The 17165-nt window shown below is 68.3% G+C and carries 13 protein-coding genes and 1 pseudogene; 6 read left to right on the top strand and 8 right to left on the bottom strand.

The genetic code is table 11. The annotated features are described in order from the left end of the window. Positions 1–3: 3 nt before the first annotated feature. From K6V06_RS12545 to K6V06_RS12535, 3 genes and pseudogenes are all read right to left on the bottom strand, one after another. Positions 4–1722: pseudogene (locus tag K6V06_RS12545) on the bottom strand (FAD-dependent oxidoreductase); the annotation flags it as partial. Positions 1723–1784: 62 nt separating this feature from the next. Further along, a complete protein-coding gene (locus K6V06_RS12540; protein ID WP_222243856.1) occupies positions 1785–2744 on the bottom strand; it encodes an MBL fold metallo-hydrolase in 960 nt (319 codons plus the stop codon). A 435-nt stretch (positions 2745–3179) separates the two neighbouring features. Further along, complete coding sequence (locus tag K6V06_RS12535) at positions 3180–3578, bottom strand: helix-turn-helix domain-containing protein (RefSeq protein WP_222243854.1); 399 nt, start codon at positions 3576–3578, stop codon at positions 3180–3182. A 627-nt stretch (positions 3579–4205) separates the two neighbouring features. On the opposite strand from K6V06_RS12535, the gene K6V06_RS12530 reads away from it, so the two are divergent. From K6V06_RS12530 to K6V06_RS12520, 3 genes are read left to right on the top strand one after another with little or no spacing between them, the layout of a single operon-like run. Then, a complete protein-coding gene (locus K6V06_RS12530; RefSeq protein WP_255581811.1) occupies positions 4206–4898 on the top strand; it encodes a DUF4254 domain-containing protein in 693 nt (230 codons plus the stop codon). Beyond that, positions 4895–5803 (top strand): glycosyltransferase, encoded by a 909-nt coding sequence (locus tag K6V06_RS12525; RefSeq protein ID WP_222243853.1) that lies wholly within the window; start codon positions 4895–4897, stop codon positions 5801–5803. The genes K6V06_RS12530 and K6V06_RS12525 overlap by 4 nt, the downstream gene beginning before the upstream one ends. Positions 5804–5807: 4 nt before the next feature. Then, entirely contained in the window at positions 5808–6935 is a 1128-nt protein-coding gene (locus tag K6V06_RS12520) for a glycosyltransferase family 9 protein (protein ID WP_222243852.1), read from the top strand. Here K6V06_RS12520 and K6V06_RS12515 read toward each other — a convergent pair. The 4 genes from K6V06_RS12515 to K6V06_RS12500 form a co-directional block, all read right to left on the bottom strand. Beyond that, entirely contained in the window at positions 6883–7932 is a 1050-nt protein-coding gene (locus K6V06_RS12515; protein WP_255581810.1) for a glycosyltransferase family 9 protein, read from the bottom strand. The genes K6V06_RS12520 and K6V06_RS12515 overlap by 53 nt on opposite strands. 117 nt (positions 7933–8049) lie before the next feature. Continuing rightward, positions 8050–10344, bottom strand: a complete 2295-nt coding sequence (locus tag K6V06_RS12510; RefSeq protein WP_222243851.1) for a xanthine dehydrogenase family protein molybdopterin-binding subunit — start codon at positions 10342–10344, stop codon at positions 8050–8052. Continuing rightward, positions 10341–11438 carry a xanthine dehydrogenase family protein subunit M gene (locus K6V06_RS12505; RefSeq protein ID WP_222243850.1) on the bottom strand — a complete coding sequence of 366 codons (1098 nt, stop codon included), beginning with the start codon at positions 11436–11438 and terminating at the stop codon, positions 10341–10343. Before K6V06_RS12505 ends, K6V06_RS12510 begins: the two co-directional genes overlap by 4 nt. Next, positions 11435–11947 (bottom strand): (2Fe-2S)-binding protein, encoded by a 513-nt coding sequence (locus tag K6V06_RS12500; protein WP_255581821.1) that lies wholly within the window; start codon positions 11945–11947, stop codon positions 11435–11437. The genes K6V06_RS12505 and K6V06_RS12500 overlap by 4 nt, the downstream gene beginning before the upstream one ends. A gap of 469 nt (positions 11948–12416) precedes the next feature. Between K6V06_RS12500 and K6V06_RS12495 the strand changes: the two genes are divergently transcribed. Next, positions 12417–14024 (top strand): glucan biosynthesis protein, encoded by a 1608-nt coding sequence (locus tag K6V06_RS12495; protein WP_255581809.1) that lies wholly within the window; start codon positions 12417–12419, stop codon positions 14022–14024. A 95-nt stretch (positions 14025–14119) separates the two neighbouring features. Then, the gene (locus K6V06_RS12490) at positions 14120–14392 is read left to right on the top strand and encodes a hypothetical protein (protein WP_222243847.1); all 273 of its coding nucleotides are present in this window, start codon (positions 14120–14122) and stop codon (positions 14390–14392) included. Between the two features lie 52 nt (positions 14393–14444). Here K6V06_RS12490 and K6V06_RS12485 read toward each other — a convergent pair whose 3' ends face one another. Then, entirely contained in the window at positions 14445–15098 is a 654-nt protein-coding gene (locus tag K6V06_RS12485) for a hydrolase (RefSeq protein WP_222243846.1), read from the bottom strand. Positions 15099–15395: 297 nt separating this feature from the next. Between K6V06_RS12485 and K6V06_RS12480 the strand changes: the two genes are divergently transcribed. Next, positions 15396–17156, top strand: a complete 1761-nt coding sequence (locus tag K6V06_RS12480) for a monovalent cation:proton antiporter-2 (CPA2) family protein (protein ID WP_222243844.1) — start codon at positions 15396–15398, stop codon at positions 17154–17156. Positions 17157–17165: the final 9 nt, after the last annotated feature.

Raw genomic sequence — 17165 nt, 5'->3', positions numbered from 1 at the left:
GGAGGCACCCGGCGCGGCCTGAGAACCTGCCCTGCCCAGCGCCCGCGCCAGCGCGGCCTCGATCGCCGCCGCATCGATCCGCCGCCAGCGGGCGCAAACGTGCTGGTCCGGCCGGATCAGATAGCAGCTGCCGGGCCGGGCGTCATAGCGGCTTGCGGCCAGCCCCTCGGCATCGATGACGACCGTCGCCTCGCGCGGCAAGGCGGCACCGAAGCCGGGCGGCACCACGCACAGCGTGGCAACCGGCACGGCATTGGCGGCCAGCGCTTCCAGCGCGGCGATCGCCTCGGGCGCCAGGCCCGTTTCGCCGGCAAAGACCAGCGCCACGAAGCGGTTGCCAAGCGCATGCAGCAACCAGCCGTCGCTGTCATCCTGGCGGCGAACCGGTGCATCGGCGCAGCAGCTGCCCGGCACCATTGCCCCTTCGAAACGGTCTTCGTCTGGCGTGTTCAACGGCGAGCCGGTCAGCACTGCCGGCGTCGACAGGCGGCCGCTATTGACGAACTGGCGGGCGAACGGGTGTGCCCGCGCCAGCCGCAGCACGGCATCCCGGAAGGTGCGGCTGACCGCGCTCTTCGGTGTAATGAAATCGGTCGAACGGGAGGAATGCAGGATGTTCTCGTCGGCGGCCGCCTCGCGCTCGCTCGCATAGCTGTCCAGCAACGCATCGGGCGCCGCGCCCGACAGCACCAGCTTCAGCTTCCACGCCAGGTTCTCCGCGTCCTGCACGCCGCTGTTGGCGCCGCGCGCGCCGAATGGCGAGACGCGGTGCGCGGCGTCTCCCGCGAACAGCACGCGGCCATGGCGGAAGCGCTCCATCCGCTGGCAGGAGAAGGTATAAACGCTGACCCACTCGAGCGTAAAACGCGCCTCGGGACCGAGCAGCGCGCGCAGGCGGGGCAAGACGCGCTCCGGCTGGCGCTCCACTTCGGGATCGGCATCCCAGCCCAGCTGGAAATCGATGCGCCAGACATTGTCAGGCTGCCGGTGCAGCAGCACCGATTGATTGCGGTTGAACGGCGGATCGAACCAGAACCAGCGCTCGCTGGGAAAGCCCGCTTCCATGCGCACGTCGGCGATCAGGAAGCGATCGCGAAAGGTGCGCCCATGGCTCTCCAGCCCCATCGCGCGCCGCACGGGACTGCGCGCGCCGTCCGCCACCACCACGTAGCGGGCGGTCAGCCCGTAGTCGCCGTCCGGCGTCTGCACCGTCAACTCGACGTGCGAGTCGTGCTGGCGCACCGCCGTGACCTGGTTCTTCCAGCGCAGCTCCAGTCCGTCGAGCTGCGCGGCGCGGTCGACCAGATAGCCTTCCAGGTAGTACTGCTGCAGATTGATGAAGGCGGGCCGGCCATGGCCGCTCTCGGGCAGCAGGTCGAAGCTGAACACCTGCTCCTGATCGAAGAACACCCGGCCGACATTCCAGCGCACGCCCTTCGCCATCAGCCGCTCGCCGCAGCCGAGCCGGTCAAAGATCTCCAGCGTCCGCTTGGCGAAGCAGATGGCGCGCGAGCCGGTGGCCAGCGTGCAGTCGTCGTCCAGCACCACCACGGGCACGCCCTGCTGCGCCAGATCGATGGCGGTGGCCAGACCCACCGGCCCGGCGCCGATCACCACCACCGGCCGCGGCGCGGGGCTGCCCACGCCCTGCTGCTCGGCACAGCGCCGGTATTCGAAGGTGCGGCTGTCCGGCGGCGCCGGGCTGCGTTGCTGATCCGTCATGTCTGTCTCCACTACCTCGTCCACTGTTCCGTGGCTCACGGCATCGTCGTTGGCTTGCGCGCTCAGTCCTGCAGGGCGGCCCACATCTCCTTGTCGCGCTCCGCGGTCCAGATGCGCGGATGCTTGATGCCGCTCGCCTCATCGTAGGCACGCGCCACGTCGAATGGCAGGCAGTGTTCGTAGATGAAGACGTGGCCGAACTTCTCGTCCATCGCGGCGCGCGTATGCGCCATCGCGCCCTTCAGGTCCAGCTTCTGCGCCACCGCTTCCCGGCCCCGCTGCAGCAGCGTGGTGACGAAGTCGCGCGTATAGGCCAGCCCCTTCTCGACCTGTTCCGGCGTGGTCAGCGCAGGGCCGCGTCCGGGCACCAGCGCCTCCGCGCCAAGATCGCGCAACGCGTCCAGCGTCGCGGGCCACTCCTCCAGCTGCGCGTCGCCGCAATAGCACGCCGCGTCGTATTCCACCAGGTCGCCGGAGAACAGGATGCGCTGCGAGGGAATCCACACCACCGTGTCGCCCTTGGTATGGCCGGGCCCCAGGTGCAGGATCTTCACTTCCAGCTTGCCGAGGAACAGCGTCAGTTCGCGCTCGAACACCACGTTCGGCCAGGTCAGGCCAGGCACGGTTTCGACGCCGGAGAACAGGCGCGGGAAGCGTTCGATCTCGGACTTCATGTCCGCCTCGCCCCGCTCCACGATCATTTCCCACGTCCCGCGGCTGGCGATGATGTTCTGCGCGCCCTCGGCGAAGTACGCCGAGGCGCCCAGCACGCGCACCGCGTGGTAGTGCGACAGCACCACGTGCTTGATCGGCTTGTCGGTGATGGCGCGGATGCGGGCGATCAGGTCCTGCGCCATTGCCGGCGTCGCGGTGGTGTCGACGATGAGCACACTGTCGTCGCCGATCACCACACCGGAATTCGGATCCCCTTCGGCCGTATAGGCGTAGGCGTTCTCGGACAGCTTGGTGAAGGTGACCTGCTTCTCTTGCAGGTCGGCCTGGGAGGCGAAGGCTTTGGACATGGGGGTCTCCTCTCGTTATGTCGCGAAGTCGTCCGGAATTACGGATTACGAAATCGATTTACCGTATCGTAATCTTCAGCCCGGGACGTGTCAAACCGGTCGGGGGCGGCCCCGTTCGAACACGAAGGGTCGCCATCGCGTCGCGTCGGCGCGAGCGATGCCACTTTCAGCAGGAAGAGGGGAGACGGCCCCGGGGGTGCGGGGTCAAGGCAGGAAACGGCAGGCGCGCGGCACGGCGCCGTCGGCCGGATAACGAAAGACGCGTCCCGTGGAGGGAAACGCATCGCCGGGCACGGCACGCAGCGCCACGCGCGAGCCGACACAGCGGCGCGAGAGCACCGCGGCGCAGCGCCACTGGAGCGGAGGCGAGGTAAAACCGGGACCGAAGGCAGGGACCCCCCTTGCCAGGGCGTCCCTTGTCCTTCACTGCGCGGGTCAGGCGGGCTTCTGCCCCTCCCCTTGCATCGACCCCATGCCGCCGGCCGGTGTCGCATTGGAACCGGTCGATCCTTGCACGGACTGCGAGGGGGCCGAACCGCCCTGTCCCGCCATCGACGCGGCAGTCACGCCGCCGTTGCGGCTGGCAATGAACGCATTGACGTCCTGCGCCAGATGCTGCGGTGCCAGCACGACTTCGAGACCGAGTGCCTCGCACGCGGCGAGGAAGGTCGACATGCGAGGGTCGGCCTGGCCCGATTCGGCACGCAGATAGGCTTCCCGCGAAATTCCCGCCTTGCGGGCAACGTCCTCCTGCTTCAGCTTGCGTGCGCGGCGCAGCGCGCGCAATTGCCGGAACGGTTCGCTAGCGCCTCTTGGCACGGCTGTACTGTTCATATCGGTCTCCAGTCACCAGTAAAAGAAGTGCGCGGACGTGCATTTGAGTATAGAGCACGCTTCATGTTCCGTATGTAATCGGAAGAACACTTTTACAGTTTTTCCGAAACGGGTTCGCGGCACTCGGGAACCCGGGACTCCCCCGGACCAAGGCTCGAACAAGTGGCCGTGCTTCCACAATAGCGAAAGAGCCTAAGAAGCGGCAAGTGCGAATGAAGAAAGGGTCGTGCCATGTCGATGCCACAGGCGCACCGCGTGGCCGGCCGCAAGTGGCGTGCCGTCGCTGCGCGCAGGTTGGCAAGTGCTTCCTGCCCTTGTGGCGACGCGCTTTGCGGCATCCCTGCCGCGTCCCTGCGCTGCGCCGCTGGCCGTCTTGCGCGGCGGTTGACATCGCATGCGCAAGCCGGCCAGTTGACGGTGCCCGCATCGCACGGTGCGTTGTCTTCTCGCGAGGAGCGGTAAAACTTACCGCTGTGCTGCACTTTGCGCTGTTTTCGGCCCGCCGCGCCGGGGAGGGTTGCCCGACGGCGATGCAGCAGTACGATGGTCCGTCGGCCTCGGCATGGCGATTGCTGGTGCCGGCGCATCGATCGATGCGCCGATCGCTCACTCTGGAGGAAAACCATCATGACCGCGTCTCCTCCCTTGCCCGATACCGCCGCGCGCATCCAGCGAGGCCCGGCTACCGCCACCAACCCGTTGGGAGAGGTCGCCGAGATCGAGGCGCTGCACGCCGCCGCGATGGCCATGCCGCAATGGCCTGACGTGCTGCCCCGCCTGCCGAGCCTGCATCCGCTGCTGGTGCATGCCCTGGACAATCACCGTTACAACACCCTGCTGTGGAACGAAGAGGACAAGGCGCGCCGCAAGGACGTCCCCGACAGCGAGATCGCCGCCAACAAACGGGCGATCGACCGCTACAACCAGCTGCGCAACGATGCCATCGAGGCGATGGACGACGTGATTCTCGATCTGGCCGCCGAGCACGGCGTGTCGCCGCAGGCGGACGCCTGGGTCAACAGTGAAACCGCGGGCTCGATCGTCGACCGCATGTCCATCGGCACGCTGAAGATCCATCATATGGCGCTGCAGTGCGAGCGCCGCGACGCCGACCCCCAGCATATCCAGCGCTGCCGGGCGAAGCTCGACAGCCTGCGCCAGCAGCACGCCCATCTCGGTTCCTGCCTGCGGCGGCTGCTGGCGGGCATGCTGTCGGGGACCTGCCTGTACCGCGTACACCGGCAGTTCAAGATGTACAACGACCCGACGCTGAATCCCTTCCTCTATCGCGCGGGCGGCGCCCAGGAGCAGGTACGTTGAGCGCGCGCGTCCAGATCCTGATCCCGACGCGCAACCGGCCTGCGGCGCTCGCTGTCACGCTTGCCGCCCTGATCGGCCAGCGCTTCGCCGACTTCGGCGTGATCGTGCTGGATCAGTCCGATGGCGCGCCCGGCTACGACGCGCCCGAATGCCAGGCGGTAGTGCGCCTGCTGCGGGCGCGCGGCCATGCGGTCGAGCTGGACCGCAACCTGCCGCGCCGCGGCCTCGCCCAGCAACGGCACGCCTTGCTGCAGCGCGCCGACGCGCCGTACGTGCTGTTCCTCGACGACGACGTGATCCTCGAGCCGGAGGCGCTGCAGCGGATGGTGGAGGCGCTCGATGCCAGCGGTTGCGGATTCATCGGCAGCGCGGTGATCGGGCTGTCCTACCGGGACGACGAGCGGCCGCATCAGCAGCACATCGAATACTGGACGGACAACGTGGTGCAACCCGAACGGGTGGAGCCGCACTCGCCGGCGTGGTCGCGCCACCTGCTGCATAACGCCGCCAACCTCTGGCATGTCCAGCGCGCGGCCGCGCTCGCCGACGGCGCCTGGAAGCTGTACAAGGTCGCCTGGGCCGGGGGCTGCGTGCTGTACGACCGGCACAAGCTGCTGGACTGCGGCGGCTTCGCCTTCTGGGACCGCGTCCCCGACGAGCACTGCGGGGAAGATGTGTATGCGCAGCTGCAGGTGATGGAGCGGTACGGCGGCTGTGGCATCCTGCCTTCTGGCGCGCACCATCAGGAATTGCCCACCACCGTGCCCAATCGCGAGGTGGACTTGCCGAAGTGGTCTGGACTCAGGGCTGCCACGGCTGCCGCCGCCACCTGCCACACGCCGGCAGCCGCCGCGGTGACACGCGCGGACTCGCTGCAAACCCCGGACGCCGGACTGCCGGCCTGATCCCATGACAATCTCGGAAGACTGGCCCGGCCCCGTGGTGCCCGATGTCCGGCGCATCGTCGTGCTCCGAGCCAACGCCGTCGGCGACTTCGTGCTGACGCTGCCGGCGCTGGACGCGCTCAAGGCCTGCTACCCGGATGCCACCCTTGCCCTGCTCGGCAACCGCTGGCACACCGAATTCCTGCGCGACCGGCCAGGCCCGGTGGACGAGGCGATCTGCCTGCCACCGATCCCGGGAATCACCGCGCCAGCGCCAGGGGATGCGACCGACGCGGGGAGGAAGCACGACCCGGCGGCGGTGGACTTTGTTGCGACCATGCGGTCGCGCCGCTTCGACCTGGCGCTGCAGCTGCACGGGGGCGGCCGCTTCAGCAATCCCTTCGTGCTGCAGCTGGGCGCGCGCGTCAGCGCCGGGTTTCGTTCGCCGGATGCCGCGGCGCTCGATCGCAACTTTCCCTATCGGCAGCCCGATATCGATCTGCACCCGCGCGCGAGGCTGCTGCAGGAATGCGTCGGCCTGGTGGGTGCGGTGGCGCCGGCGACGGAACCGGCGCTGGCCCTGACCGGCGCCGACGTCGCGGAACTGGAGCAGGCGCTACCGGACCTGCATGCGCCGATTGCGGTGTTGCAACCGGGCGCAACCGATCCGCGCCGGCGCTGGCACGCCGCCGGATTCGCGGCCGTGGGCGACGCCCTCTCCCGACGTGGCGCGCAGGTCGTCATCAACGGTGGCCCGAACGAGGCCGAGCTGGTGCGCGACGTCCGCCAGCGCATGCGCGAGCCGGCCATCGACGCGGCAGGGCTGCTGTCGGTCGGCGGGCTATGCGCGCTGCTCGCGCGCTCGCGCCTGCTGGTGTCCAACGATACCGGTCCCGCCCATCTGGCGCGCGCGCTGGGCATTTCCACCGTGACGCTGTACTGGATCGGCAATCTGCACAGCTATGGGCCGCTGTCCGCGCGGCTGCATCGCGTTGGCGTGTCTCACCGTATCCACTGCCCGGTCTGCAACGCGAGCTGCATCGGCAGCCAGTGCGCGCACCGGGCATCGTTCATCGACGACATCCCGGTGCCGCAGGTCGTCACGATGGCACTGGAGCAGTTCGATTCCGCGACACCTCCCGCCGCTCGGTAGCCGACAGCAGCGCCAGGGCTTGCTCCAGCACCGCCTCCGGCTCGGGCGCGACCGCTGCTTGACAAACCCGGTGCCGGCCGTTGTCCGGCGGCCCCCAGCGGCGCAGGTCGGTGGCAAAGAAGATCACCACGCTGCGCACCCGAAGCGCTGCCGCCAGGTGCGCCACCCCGGTATCGTTCGACACCAGCAACGAAGCGCCCGACAGCAGGGCGGCAAGGCCGCCGATCGAGATGTCGCAGGCCGCGTTCACCGCCGGATCACGCATCCGGTCGGCAACCTGCCGCGCCAGTTCCCGTTCCGCGCCCGACCCGGTCAGCACGACACGATAGCCGCTCGCCGCCAGCGCGTCCCCTACCCTGGCGAAGTGGGCGACGGGCCAGCGCTTGGCCGGGTCGCGGGCGCCGGCCTGCAGGCAGACATAAGGCGCGGTCGTTGCCGCATGCGGCTCGGGATAGCGCTGCAGCTCCCACCAGTCCTCCTCGTGCAGCGGGAACTCCAGCGCATCGTCGGCCTCGCCGATGCCAAGGCCCGCCTCGAGCAGATGCAGGCAGCGCCGCACTTCATGGCGGGCATCGTCGTACGGCCAGACCTCGATGCGATCTTCCGGGGCGCGGTCGCCGAGCCCGATCGCCCGCCGCGCGCCGAATGCCGCCACGACAGCATTGCTGGCCGGTCCGCTGCCGTGCATCTGCAGGGCCAGATCGAACTCGGCCTCGCGCATGCCGGCGAAGAACGCTTCCAGCTCGCCAGCGGCGGGCTGGCGCTCCGGCAACCCGGCGCCCCCGGGGAAGGCGACGAAGCGGTCGACATAGCCGCCGTAGCGCGGGCGCAGGATATGCGCCCACGGCAGGCCTACCAACGTGATCTCGGCCTGCGGCCGGGCCCGCCGCAGGGCCCGCAACGCCGGGATCGCGCATAGCATGTCGCCCAGATTCAGCGCGCGGAATACGGCGATCCGCTGGGCCCGGGACGGCGTCATCGGTTGGGTCAACGCCATGCGCTCTCCTTGGCAGTCTTGGCACTCGATACGATGACGCCGGCTACGGTTGGCGCATCCAATGCGCGCCGACAGTCGAGCGCCATCTTATGGATGAAGGCAGAGGCAACGCGTGCCTCAGCTCGCCATCACCTTGTCAGGCGTCATCGGCAGCGAGCGCAGCCGCTTGCCGGTCGCGTGGTAGATCGCATTGCTGATCGCGGCGCTCACGCCGACGATGCCGATCTCACCCACGCCCTTGGCGCCCATCCGGCTGACGATGCGGTCGTCCTCCTCGACGAAGATCACGTCGATGTCGTGCACGTCCGCATTGGTCGGCACGTGGTATTCCGACAGGTTGTGGTTCATGAAGCGGCCAAGCCGGTGATCGGTCAGCGTTTCCTCGTGCAGGGCCTGGCCGATGCCCCAGACGATGCCGCCAACGATCTGGCTGCGCGCGGTCATCGGATTGATGATCCTCCCCGCAGCAATTGCGCTGACCACCCTCGCTACGCGCACCGTGCCCAGCGCTTCGTCCACGCGCACCTCGCAGAACACGGCCGAATGCACGGCGCAGGTATGCGCGCTCTGCGCCTTCTGGTTCGGCTCGGACAGATAACGCACGGCGAGCTTGTCCTTGCGCCGGGCGCGCAGCACGCCCGGCAGCGGCAGCGCGCGAGCAGGATCGTCGCGCAGGCGGATGGTGCCGTCGCGGAATTCCACCTCGTTGAAACTGGTGCCTTCCATGCCGCCGCCGCGGATCTCCCGCGCCAGCCGCCAGATGAGGCGGCGCAGCCGCTCACAGGCGCCGTCCACCGCCGAGCCGACCGTCGCGACATGCGACGAACCGCCCTCGATCGGCGCCTTGGGCAAGTCGGAATCGCCCAGGCGGAAGATCACCTGCTCCAGCGGCAGCCCCATCGCCTCGGCCGCGATCTGGCTGATGGCGGTATAGGTGCCGGTGCCGATGTCGCTGGCGGCGCAGGTCACCTCCAGCCGGCCGTCCGCGTGGAAGGTGGCGCTTGCCCGCGCCTGCATCTGCATCGCGTCCCAGGTGCCGGTCGCCATGCCCCAGCCGACCAGTTCATTGCCCTGGCGCATCGCGCGCGGCGCTGGCAGGCGGCGGTGCCAGCCGAAGCGCTCGGCGGCCCGGTCGTAGCAGGCGCGCAACTCCTTGCTCGAGAACGGCAGGCCGGTGTTGCCATCCTTCTCGGCATAGTTGACCAGCCGCAATGTCAGCGGGTCCATGCCGAGCGCGTAGGACAGCTCGTCCATCGCCACCTCGATCGCATGCACGCCATGCGCCGCGCCCGGTGCCCGCATATCGATCGGGGTATAGACATCGAGATCGACCAGCTGGTGTTCCAGCCGCACGTTGTCGGCGTTGTAGAGCTGCCCGGACCAGTTAACCACGACCTCGACATAGTCCTCCCGGCGGGACGTTTCGGTGACCGCCTCGTGGATCAGCGCGCGCAGGCGGCCATCGCGCTCGGCGGCGAGCCGCACCCGCTGCCACGTCTCCGGCCGATGGCCGAAGGTAAACATCTGCTGGCGCGTCAGCACGACACGCACCGAGCGCTCCAGCTTCAGCGCCGCCATGACCGCCAGGAACAGCTGGTACTGCGGACGCAGCCCCGAGCCAAAGGCCCCGCCCACGAAGGGGTTGCGCACCGTGATCTTGCGCTCGGGCAGGCCGAACACGTTCATCAGCGTGTCCCGGCAGTTCTGCGACCCCTGTGACTTGTCGTGGATCAGCAGATGTCCGCGCGCGTCGCGCCATACCGTGCTGGCGTGCATCTCCATCGGATTATGGTGCTCCACGCCCGAGTAGCAGACCGTTTCGGTCTTCACCGGCGCCTGCGCGTACGCGGCGTCCGCGTCGCCCTTGGGTGGTGGCGGCGGGGTATAACCGGTCTTCTCCGGATTCGGCGGATGACGCTCGTCCAGATGTTCCAGCAGGCTGGTGCCGTGCTCCCAGACGTCGTAGCGCACCTGCACCAGCGACGCCGCGTAGCGCGCCACCTCGAAGCTCTCCGCCACCACCAGTGCGATGGGCTGCCCGCTGCATTCGATCTCGTCTCGGTGCAACGGCTTGAAGGGCGATCCCGCCGGGGCGACCATGTCCTTGTAGTACCGGTCCAGCGCCCGATGCGCGGGCCGGTTCTCGTGGGTCAGCACATCGACCACGCCCGGCACGGCCAGGGCGCGGCCGGTGTCCATCGACAGGATTCGTCCCCGCGCGATGGTGCTGTTGACGACCACGCCGTACAGCAGATCCTCGCTGGGATGCTCGGCCGCATAACGCGCGCGTCCGGTGACCTTGGCCAGACCGTCCACCCGCCGGGCCGGGATGCCGATGCCGGCCTGCCCCGTGCCAGGCGCGGCCATTGGCTGCTGGCCCTCGTCGATCGTTTCCAACGTCGTCCTGGTCATGCTGCGATCTCCTGGCGAGCGGCATCGGGGCCGGTGTTGGTGACGATGCCGGCGGCGGCCATCTCGAAGGCGCGCACGATGGCGCGCTCGGCGAGCGGGATCTTCCAGCCATTGCCCGGCGTGCTTTCCGGCAGCGCCGGTCCGCCCCATGCGCGGGCATCGCGCAGCACGAAGCGCGCGGCCTCCGCAAACGCCGCGGGCTCCGCCTGCCGTCCCACCAGCAGCGCCTCCGCTTCACGGTCGCGCCACGGCTTGTGGGCGACCCCACCCAGCGCCAGCCGCGCGCCGCGGATCGTTCCGCCCGGCTCCAGGTCGAGTGCGGCGGCCACCGACACGAGCGCGAAGGCATAGGACGCGCGTTCGCGCACCTTCAGGTAAGTGCTATGCGCCGCAAAGGCATCGGCCGGAGGCAGGCTGATATGCATAATCAGCTCGTCCGGCTCCAGCGTGGTATCGAGCTCGGGACGGTCGCCCGGCAGCCGATGCAGCTGCTCGAACGGAATCTCCCGGGTGCCGCGCATCGACTCGACATGGACGGTGGCGTCGAGCGCCGCCAGCGCGACGGACATGTCGGACGGATGCGTGGCAATGCAGTGTTCGCTGGCGCCGAGGATCGCATGCTGGCGTGCCAGCCCGCTGGCGGCCGGGCATCCCGTGCCCGGCTCGCGCTTGTTGCACGGCACGCCGGCATCGTAGAAGTAGTAGCAACGGGTACGTTGCAGCAGATTGCCGCCATTGGTCGCCATGTTGCGGATCTGCGGCGATGCGGCGGACAGGATCGCCGCGCGCAGCATCGGGTAGCGCTCGCGCACGAGCGGATGCTCGGCGGTTTCCGCATTGCGCGCCATCGCCCCCAAGTGGATGCTGCCATCGGGCAGCGCTTCGATCTGCCCCAGCGGCAGCCGTCCCAGGTCGACCAGCACCGCCGGATGCCAGACGTTTTCCTTGATGAGATCCAGCACGTTGGTGCCGCCGGCGAGAAAGCGCGCGATACGCCGCTGACCCGCGCCCGCCGTGCTCGTGGAGATGGCGGCGTCGATCGCGCCGAGCGCGGCCGGTACGGAGTCGGCGCGTTGATAGCGGAATGGGTTCATTGCGGCTCTCCTTGTCCGACTGCGGCGGCGGGCGGTTCCTCTGCCGTCTCTCGCTGGGAGAACACGACGCGCGAGACCGCTTCGACGATCTGCGGATAGGCCGCGCAACGGCAGATATTGCCGCTCATCCGCTCGCGGATCTCCGCCGCGTTCACCGGGGCCGGCTCGTTCATCATGCCCACGGCGGAGCACAGCTGCCCGGGGGTGCAGTAGCCGCACTGGAATGCGTCGCAGTCGATGAAGGCCTGCTGCAGCGGGTGCAGGCCCTCCGGGTTGCCGGCCAGACTGCCCAGCCCTTCCACCGTCGTGATGTCGGCGCAGTCGTAGGCCACGGCGAGCGCGAGGCACGCGTTGATCCGCCGGCCATCGACGATCACGGTGCAGGCACCGCACTGGCCATGATCGCAGCCCTTCTTGGTGCCGGTCAGGTCCAGCCGGTCGCGCAGCAGATCGAGCAGGGTCACCCAAGGGCGCAGCCGCAACTGGTAGTCGACCCCATTGATTCGCATCTGCACTGGAATCGGCTCGGGCAGCAGCGCCTCGGCGGCCGGGTCGATGGGGGGCGGCGCGGTGCTCCCTTGCGGGGTCTGTTCAAGCGCCGTCGGTTGTGTCGAGGTGTCGACCGGGGCGTCCTCGTTGGCGACGTCCGTGGGGGGGTTGTATGCCGGCATGGGTCCTCCTGTGCGCAGCCCCCAGACGGGCCACGGGTTCGCGTGCAACTCCAGCGCGCAAGACACCTGCGCAAGCAAGGTCCGCACCATTGGTGCGGCACACCCGGAGCGAACCTGCGTTCGGCCGCATCGACCCTACCGTGCCCTTGCCCTGCCTCGGACCGCATGGGCACGCCGTCGGGTGCACAGCTCCGTTGCGTTACCATCCGACGTTCGCCGCGCGCGCCGATCGAACTTTTTTGCATTCGGCGCGTCTTTTCAGCAACTTGATTACAAGGGCACTCGCCACCGCTATCGCATGCCGAACATGACACGACGGACCGTGCTGGTCTCCGCCGCCACCAGCGCGGCGCTCGCGGGCCTGGGCATCTCGCCTGCCGCTCTCGCCACCGGCCGCATCCGCCTGCGCAAGGGACAACCCTTCAGCCACGACGCGCTGATCCAGCGCGCGCGGGAGATGGCCTCCCGTGCCTACGTCGCCCCGCCAACCGCCCCCGCCGAGATCCTCGAGAAAATCGACTACGACGCGCACGGCAAGATCCGCTATCGCACCGACGAAGCGCTGTTTGCCAACGGCCCGGGACAGTTTCCCGTCACGTTCTTCCATCTCGGCACCTACTTCCGGGTGCCGGTGCGCATGCATGTCATCGAGGGCGGACGCAGCGGGCTGGCCGCGCGGGAGATCGTCTACGACGAGAATCTGTTCGACATGCCAGCCGACAGTCCGGCCCGCAAGCTGCCGCGCGGCAGTGGCTTCGCCGGCTTCCGCTTCCAGGAGAGCCGCACCGGCGACCAGGAGAAGCTGGACTGGCGCAAGAACGACTGGGTGGCCTTCCTCGGCGCCTCGTACTTCCGTGCGATCGGCGAGCTGTACCAGTACGGGTTGTCCGCGCGCGGCATTGCGGTGGACGTCGCCGAGGCCGGCAAACCCGAGGAATTCCCGACCTTTACCCACTTCTACTTCGAGCCCCCGAGCGAAGGCGGCGACACCGTGGTGGTCCACGCGCTGCTCGACGGCCCAAGCGTCACCGGCGCCTACCGCTTCACCATGCAGCGCGCCAAGGGCGTCATCATGGACATCGACTGCACGGTGTTCCTGCGCAAGGACGTCGCGCGCCTGGGCCTGACCCCGCTGACCTCGATGTTCTGGTACTCGGAGACGGTCAAGGCCACCGGCGTGGACTGGCGCCCGGAAGTGCACGACTCCGACGGCCTGGCGATGTGGACCGGCAAGGGCGAGCGCATCTGGCGGCCGCTGAACAACCCGTCGCGCACCATGGCCTCGGCCTTCGCGGACGAGAATCCGCGCGGCTTCGGCCTGCTGCAGCGCGACCGCAACTTCGACCACTATCAGGACGGCGTCTATTACGAGCGCCGGCCCAGCCTGTGGGTCGAGCCGCGCGACGGCTGGGGCGCCGGCACCGTGCAGCTGATCGAGATTCCGACCGACGACGAGATCCACGACAACATCGTCGCCATGTGGGTCCCGCAGGCACCGGCCAAGGCCGGCCAGGCCTTCCAGTTGCGCTACCGGCTGCACTGGCTCGCCGACGAGCCCTACCCGACCGAGCTGGCCCGCTGCGTCGCCACCCGCTTGGGCAACGGCGGCCAGCCCGGACAGCCGCGCCCGTCCGGCGTGCGCAAATTCATGGTCGAGTTCAAGGGTGGGCCGCTGGAAAAGCTGCCCTTCGGCGCCAAGCCCGAGGCCGTGCTGTGGGCCTCGCGCGGCAAGTTCTCCTATGTCTTCACCGAGGCGGTGCCCAATGGCGTGCCTGGCCACTGGCGGGCGCAGTTCGACCTGACCACCGAAGGCAACGACCCCGTCGATATGCGGCTGTTCCTGCGCCATGACGGCAAGCCGCTGTCGGAGACCTGGCTGTACCAGTACCATCCGTTCGGCGCGGTGAAGCGGTAATCCTGGCCGTCCCGCTGTCTACAATCGATAGGTTGCGCCCGGGCTGGCGCCGCACGACGGCGCCTGACCGAGCGAGCCACGACAGCGAGGACGCCATGGACGAAGACCTGGACACCATGTCGCGCGAGCGGCTGATCGAGGAGGTCCGCAAGCTGCGGGCCGCGATACGCAGGCACCGCGACGCATCCGGTCACGCGCTTTGCTGGCACCATCCGGATATGTGGGCGCTGCTGCCCGATGGCGCCGCGCAGCTTCCGGCGGTGCCGGAGTGGCCGCAGTTCCTGCGCGGATGTGTGCGATACCGGGAATCGCTGGACGCGCAGTGTCCGGGGGCGGTGCGGACCCGGCAGGAGTTCGGGGAAGGGTGAATGCTCCCCGGCCGGGCCTCGAACCTGTGCGTCGCGGCGTTCCCGGCTCAGGTCATGCCGCGTTCTTCGGCACCGGCGTATTGAGCAGCTGCTGCTCCCACAGGTAAGCGATGCCGCTGCCGCCGGCATGCTGCGCGATCACCTCTGTCAGCCTGGCGGCACTCTCTTCCCTGGCCCAGTCGCGCTGCCATTCGGCCGCCAACGCCAGCCACGTCATCATGTTCGCGCCCGCCGCGATCATCCGCTGGATGGCGACCTGGTGTGCCTCCGTGGAAACGGCGCCGCAGGCATCGGTGATCACCGTGACATCCCAGCCTTCCCCGAGCGCCTGAATCGTCGGCATCGCCACGCAGACTTCGGTCCACAGGCCGGCAATGACAAGCTGCTTGCGGCCCGTGGCCTTGACCACGTCCACCACCGCCCGGTCCTCCCAGGTGTTGATGAAGGTGCGGTCGATCACCTCGTGCTCGGGAAACACATCGGTGATCTGGGGGAACAGCAGTCCTCCCCGGGCCGCGAGCACCGACGTCAGGATGGTCGGGACGCCAAAGGCTTTGGCAGCCTTGGCCAGACCCACCGTATTGTTGATCACCATCTGCGGCTCGTGGCTGTTCACGTTCGCCAGCTGATAGGGCTGGTGGTCGATCAGAACCAGTACCGAATCTTCGGGACGAAGAAGCGAAGCAAGGCCGTTTCGGAAAGTCATGAGTGCACCCCTGGTTGAACGTCAGTTTGTGGAACGTCTGGCATCGGTCTTCAACGAAACATCGCCAGCGGCGGCATTCCCTCGAAGCAGGGGCATTGTGTCGTTGCCGTCGTCCACCCGGTAGTGCCGTTTGGTGCCGAGCTGTGTCGCCGGATATGGAACGCCGAATGGCGGATCGAGGCTGGCTCACCGGCTGCCGCCAAGGTATCCTCGCTTGCCGGGAAGCACGACAGCCGCTTGGCTGGCCCAGGCCCGTGCCCGTCCCCTTCACCCACCCAAGATTGAAAAGGAAACCCGATGGCAGAAGCGAGCCTGGGGCAGACAATTGGACCGGCTGTCGTCCTGATGAGCGCAGCCGTGGTCGCAGTGCCGTTGTTCCGCAGGCTCGGCCTCGGCTCGGTCCTGGGCTATTTCGCCGCGGGCGTACTGGTGGGGCCATCGGTGTTCGGCCTGTTCTCCGATGCGAAATCCATCCTGCATTTCTCCGAGCTGGGCGTGGTGATGTTCCTGTTCGTGATCGGACTGGAATTGCGGCCCGCCAAGCTATGGGCGATGCGTGGCCAGATCTTCGGCCTGGGCCTGGCGCAGGTCGGCGCGGCGATCGCCATTCTCACGCTGGCGGGCGCGGCCATCTTCCACCTTCCCGCTACGGTCGCGTTCATTGCCGGGGCGGGCTTCGTGCTGTCCTCGACGGCAGTCATCATGTCGGTGCTGCAGGAGCGCGGCGAGATTTCCACCGCGCAAGGCCAAAGGTCGGTGGCGATTCTGCTGTTTGAAGATCTGATGATCGTGCCGCTGCTGGCGGTGGTGGGCTTTCTCTCCCCGCTGGCGCAGGGCCAGGCAGGATGGACGCGCATGCTGATGGCGGCCGCGGCGCTGCTGACGCTGCTGGTGGTGTCGCGCTGGTGCCTGAACCCGTTCTTCGCCCTGCTGGCGCGCGCGCGCACCCGCGAAGTCCTGACGGCGGGCGCGCTGCTGGTGGTTCTCGGTGCAGCGCTGCTGATGGAGGTGGCCGGTCTCTCGATGGCAATGGGAGCCTTCCTTGCCGGCGTGATGCTGTCCAGTTCCAGCTACAGGCACCAGATCGAGAGCGATATCGAACCGTTCCGCGGCCTGCTCATGGGACTGTTCTTTCTCGCGGTCGGCATGTCGCTGGACCTCGCCGTCGTCGCGGCGCAATGGCAGCTTCTGCTGGCCATGCTCGCCGCCTTCATGGTCGCCAAGGGCGTCGTGGTCTACGCTGTCGCGCGCCTGTTCGGCGGCTCCAGTCATCAGGCCCTCCATCGGACGTCCATGTTCCTGCAGGGCGGGGAATTCGCCTTCGTGCTCTATGCCGCCGCGACCTCCGGCGGCGTCATCGATGCCCGGCAGAACGCGCTGTTCGCCACCGTCGTGATCCTGTCCATGGCGCTGACGCCACTGCTGATGCTCGCGGCCAACCGGCTATTCCAGGCGAGGACATCGATGGAGGGCGTCGATGTCGCCTGCAATCTGCACGGCCGGGTCCTCCTGATCGGTTTCGGCCGCTTCGGACAGATTGCTTCGCAGGCGCTGCTGTCCAGGGGAGTCGACCTGACCGTGATCGACATGGATCCGGACCGCATCCGCGATGCGGGACGGTATGGCTTCAAGGTCTATTTCGGCGACGGGCTCCGGCTCGACACGCTGCAGCACTCCGGTGCCGGCGAAGCCGACGCGATCATGATCTGCATCGACGATGCGAAGGCCGCGCTGCAGATCGTCGAGCTGGCGCAGCACACGTTCCCTCAGGCCACGCTCCTGGTGCGCAGCTATGACCGTGGCCACGCGGTGCAGCTGATCCGCGCGGGCGTCGAGTACCAGATCCGGGAGACGGTCGAATCGGCCTACCTGATGGGTGCGCAGGCGCTGCGCGCGCTGGGTTTTGCCGAGGCCGATGTCGAAGAGGCTGCCGCGGACATTCGTCAGCGGGATGCCGAGCGACTGTCCGAGCAGGTGCAGGGAGACGCCATGTCCGGACGCGACCGGCTGCACGTCCAGCCGATCCCGGAGCCGCTCGTCGGTTCGCCGTCCAGATAGGGGACAGGG

The organism is Cupriavidus sp. AU9028, from assembly GCF_019795295.1.
In the GTDB taxonomy this organism is placed as follows: Bacteria; Pseudomonadota; Gammaproteobacteria; order Burkholderiales; family Burkholderiaceae; genus Cupriavidus.
This window is presented reverse-complemented; position numbering and strand designations above follow the sequence as displayed.

Coding starts and splice junctions, on each gene's coding strand:
- K6V06_RS12530 (WP_255581811.1), top strand. CDS start 4,206: ATGACCGCGTCTCCTCCCTTGCCCGATACCGCCGCGCGCATCCAGCGA.
- K6V06_RS12485 (WP_222243846.1), bottom strand. CDS start 15,098: ATGACTTTCCGAAACGGCCTTGCTTCGCTTCTTCGTCCCGAAGATTCG.
- K6V06_RS12490 (WP_222243847.1), top strand. CDS start 14,120: ATGGACGAAGACCTGGACACCATGTCGCGCGAGCGGCTGATCGAGGAG.
- K6V06_RS12540 (WP_222243856.1), bottom strand. CDS start 2,744: ATGTCCAAAGCCTTCGCCTCCCAGGCCGACCTGCAAGAGAAGCAGGTC.
- K6V06_RS12520 (WP_222243852.1), top strand. CDS start 5,808: ATGACAATCTCGGAAGACTGGCCCGGCCCCGTGGTGCCCGATGTCCGG.
- K6V06_RS12500 (WP_255581821.1), bottom strand. CDS start 11,947: ATGCGAATCAATGGGGTCGACTACCAGTTGCGGCTGCGCCCTTGGGTG.
- K6V06_RS12505 (WP_222243850.1), bottom strand. CDS start 11,438: ATGAACCCATTCCGCTATCAACGCGCCGACTCCGTACCGGCCGCGCTC.
- K6V06_RS12495 (WP_255581809.1), top strand. CDS start 12,417: ATGACACGACGGACCGTGCTGGTCTCCGCCGCCACCAGCGCGGCGCTC.
- K6V06_RS12535 (WP_222243854.1), bottom strand. CDS start 3,578: ATGAACAGTACAGCCGTGCCAAGAGGCGCTAGCGAACCGTTCCGGCAA.
- K6V06_RS12480 (WP_222243844.1), top strand. CDS start 15,396: ATGGCAGAAGCGAGCCTGGGGCAGACAATTGGACCGGCTGTCGTCCTG.
- K6V06_RS12510 (WP_222243851.1), bottom strand. CDS start 10,344: ATGACCAGGACGACGTTGGAAACGATCGACGAGGGCCAGCAGCCAATG.
- K6V06_RS12515 (WP_255581810.1), bottom strand. CDS start 7,932: ATGGCGTTGACCCAACCGATGACGCCGTCCCGGGCCCAGCGGATCGCC.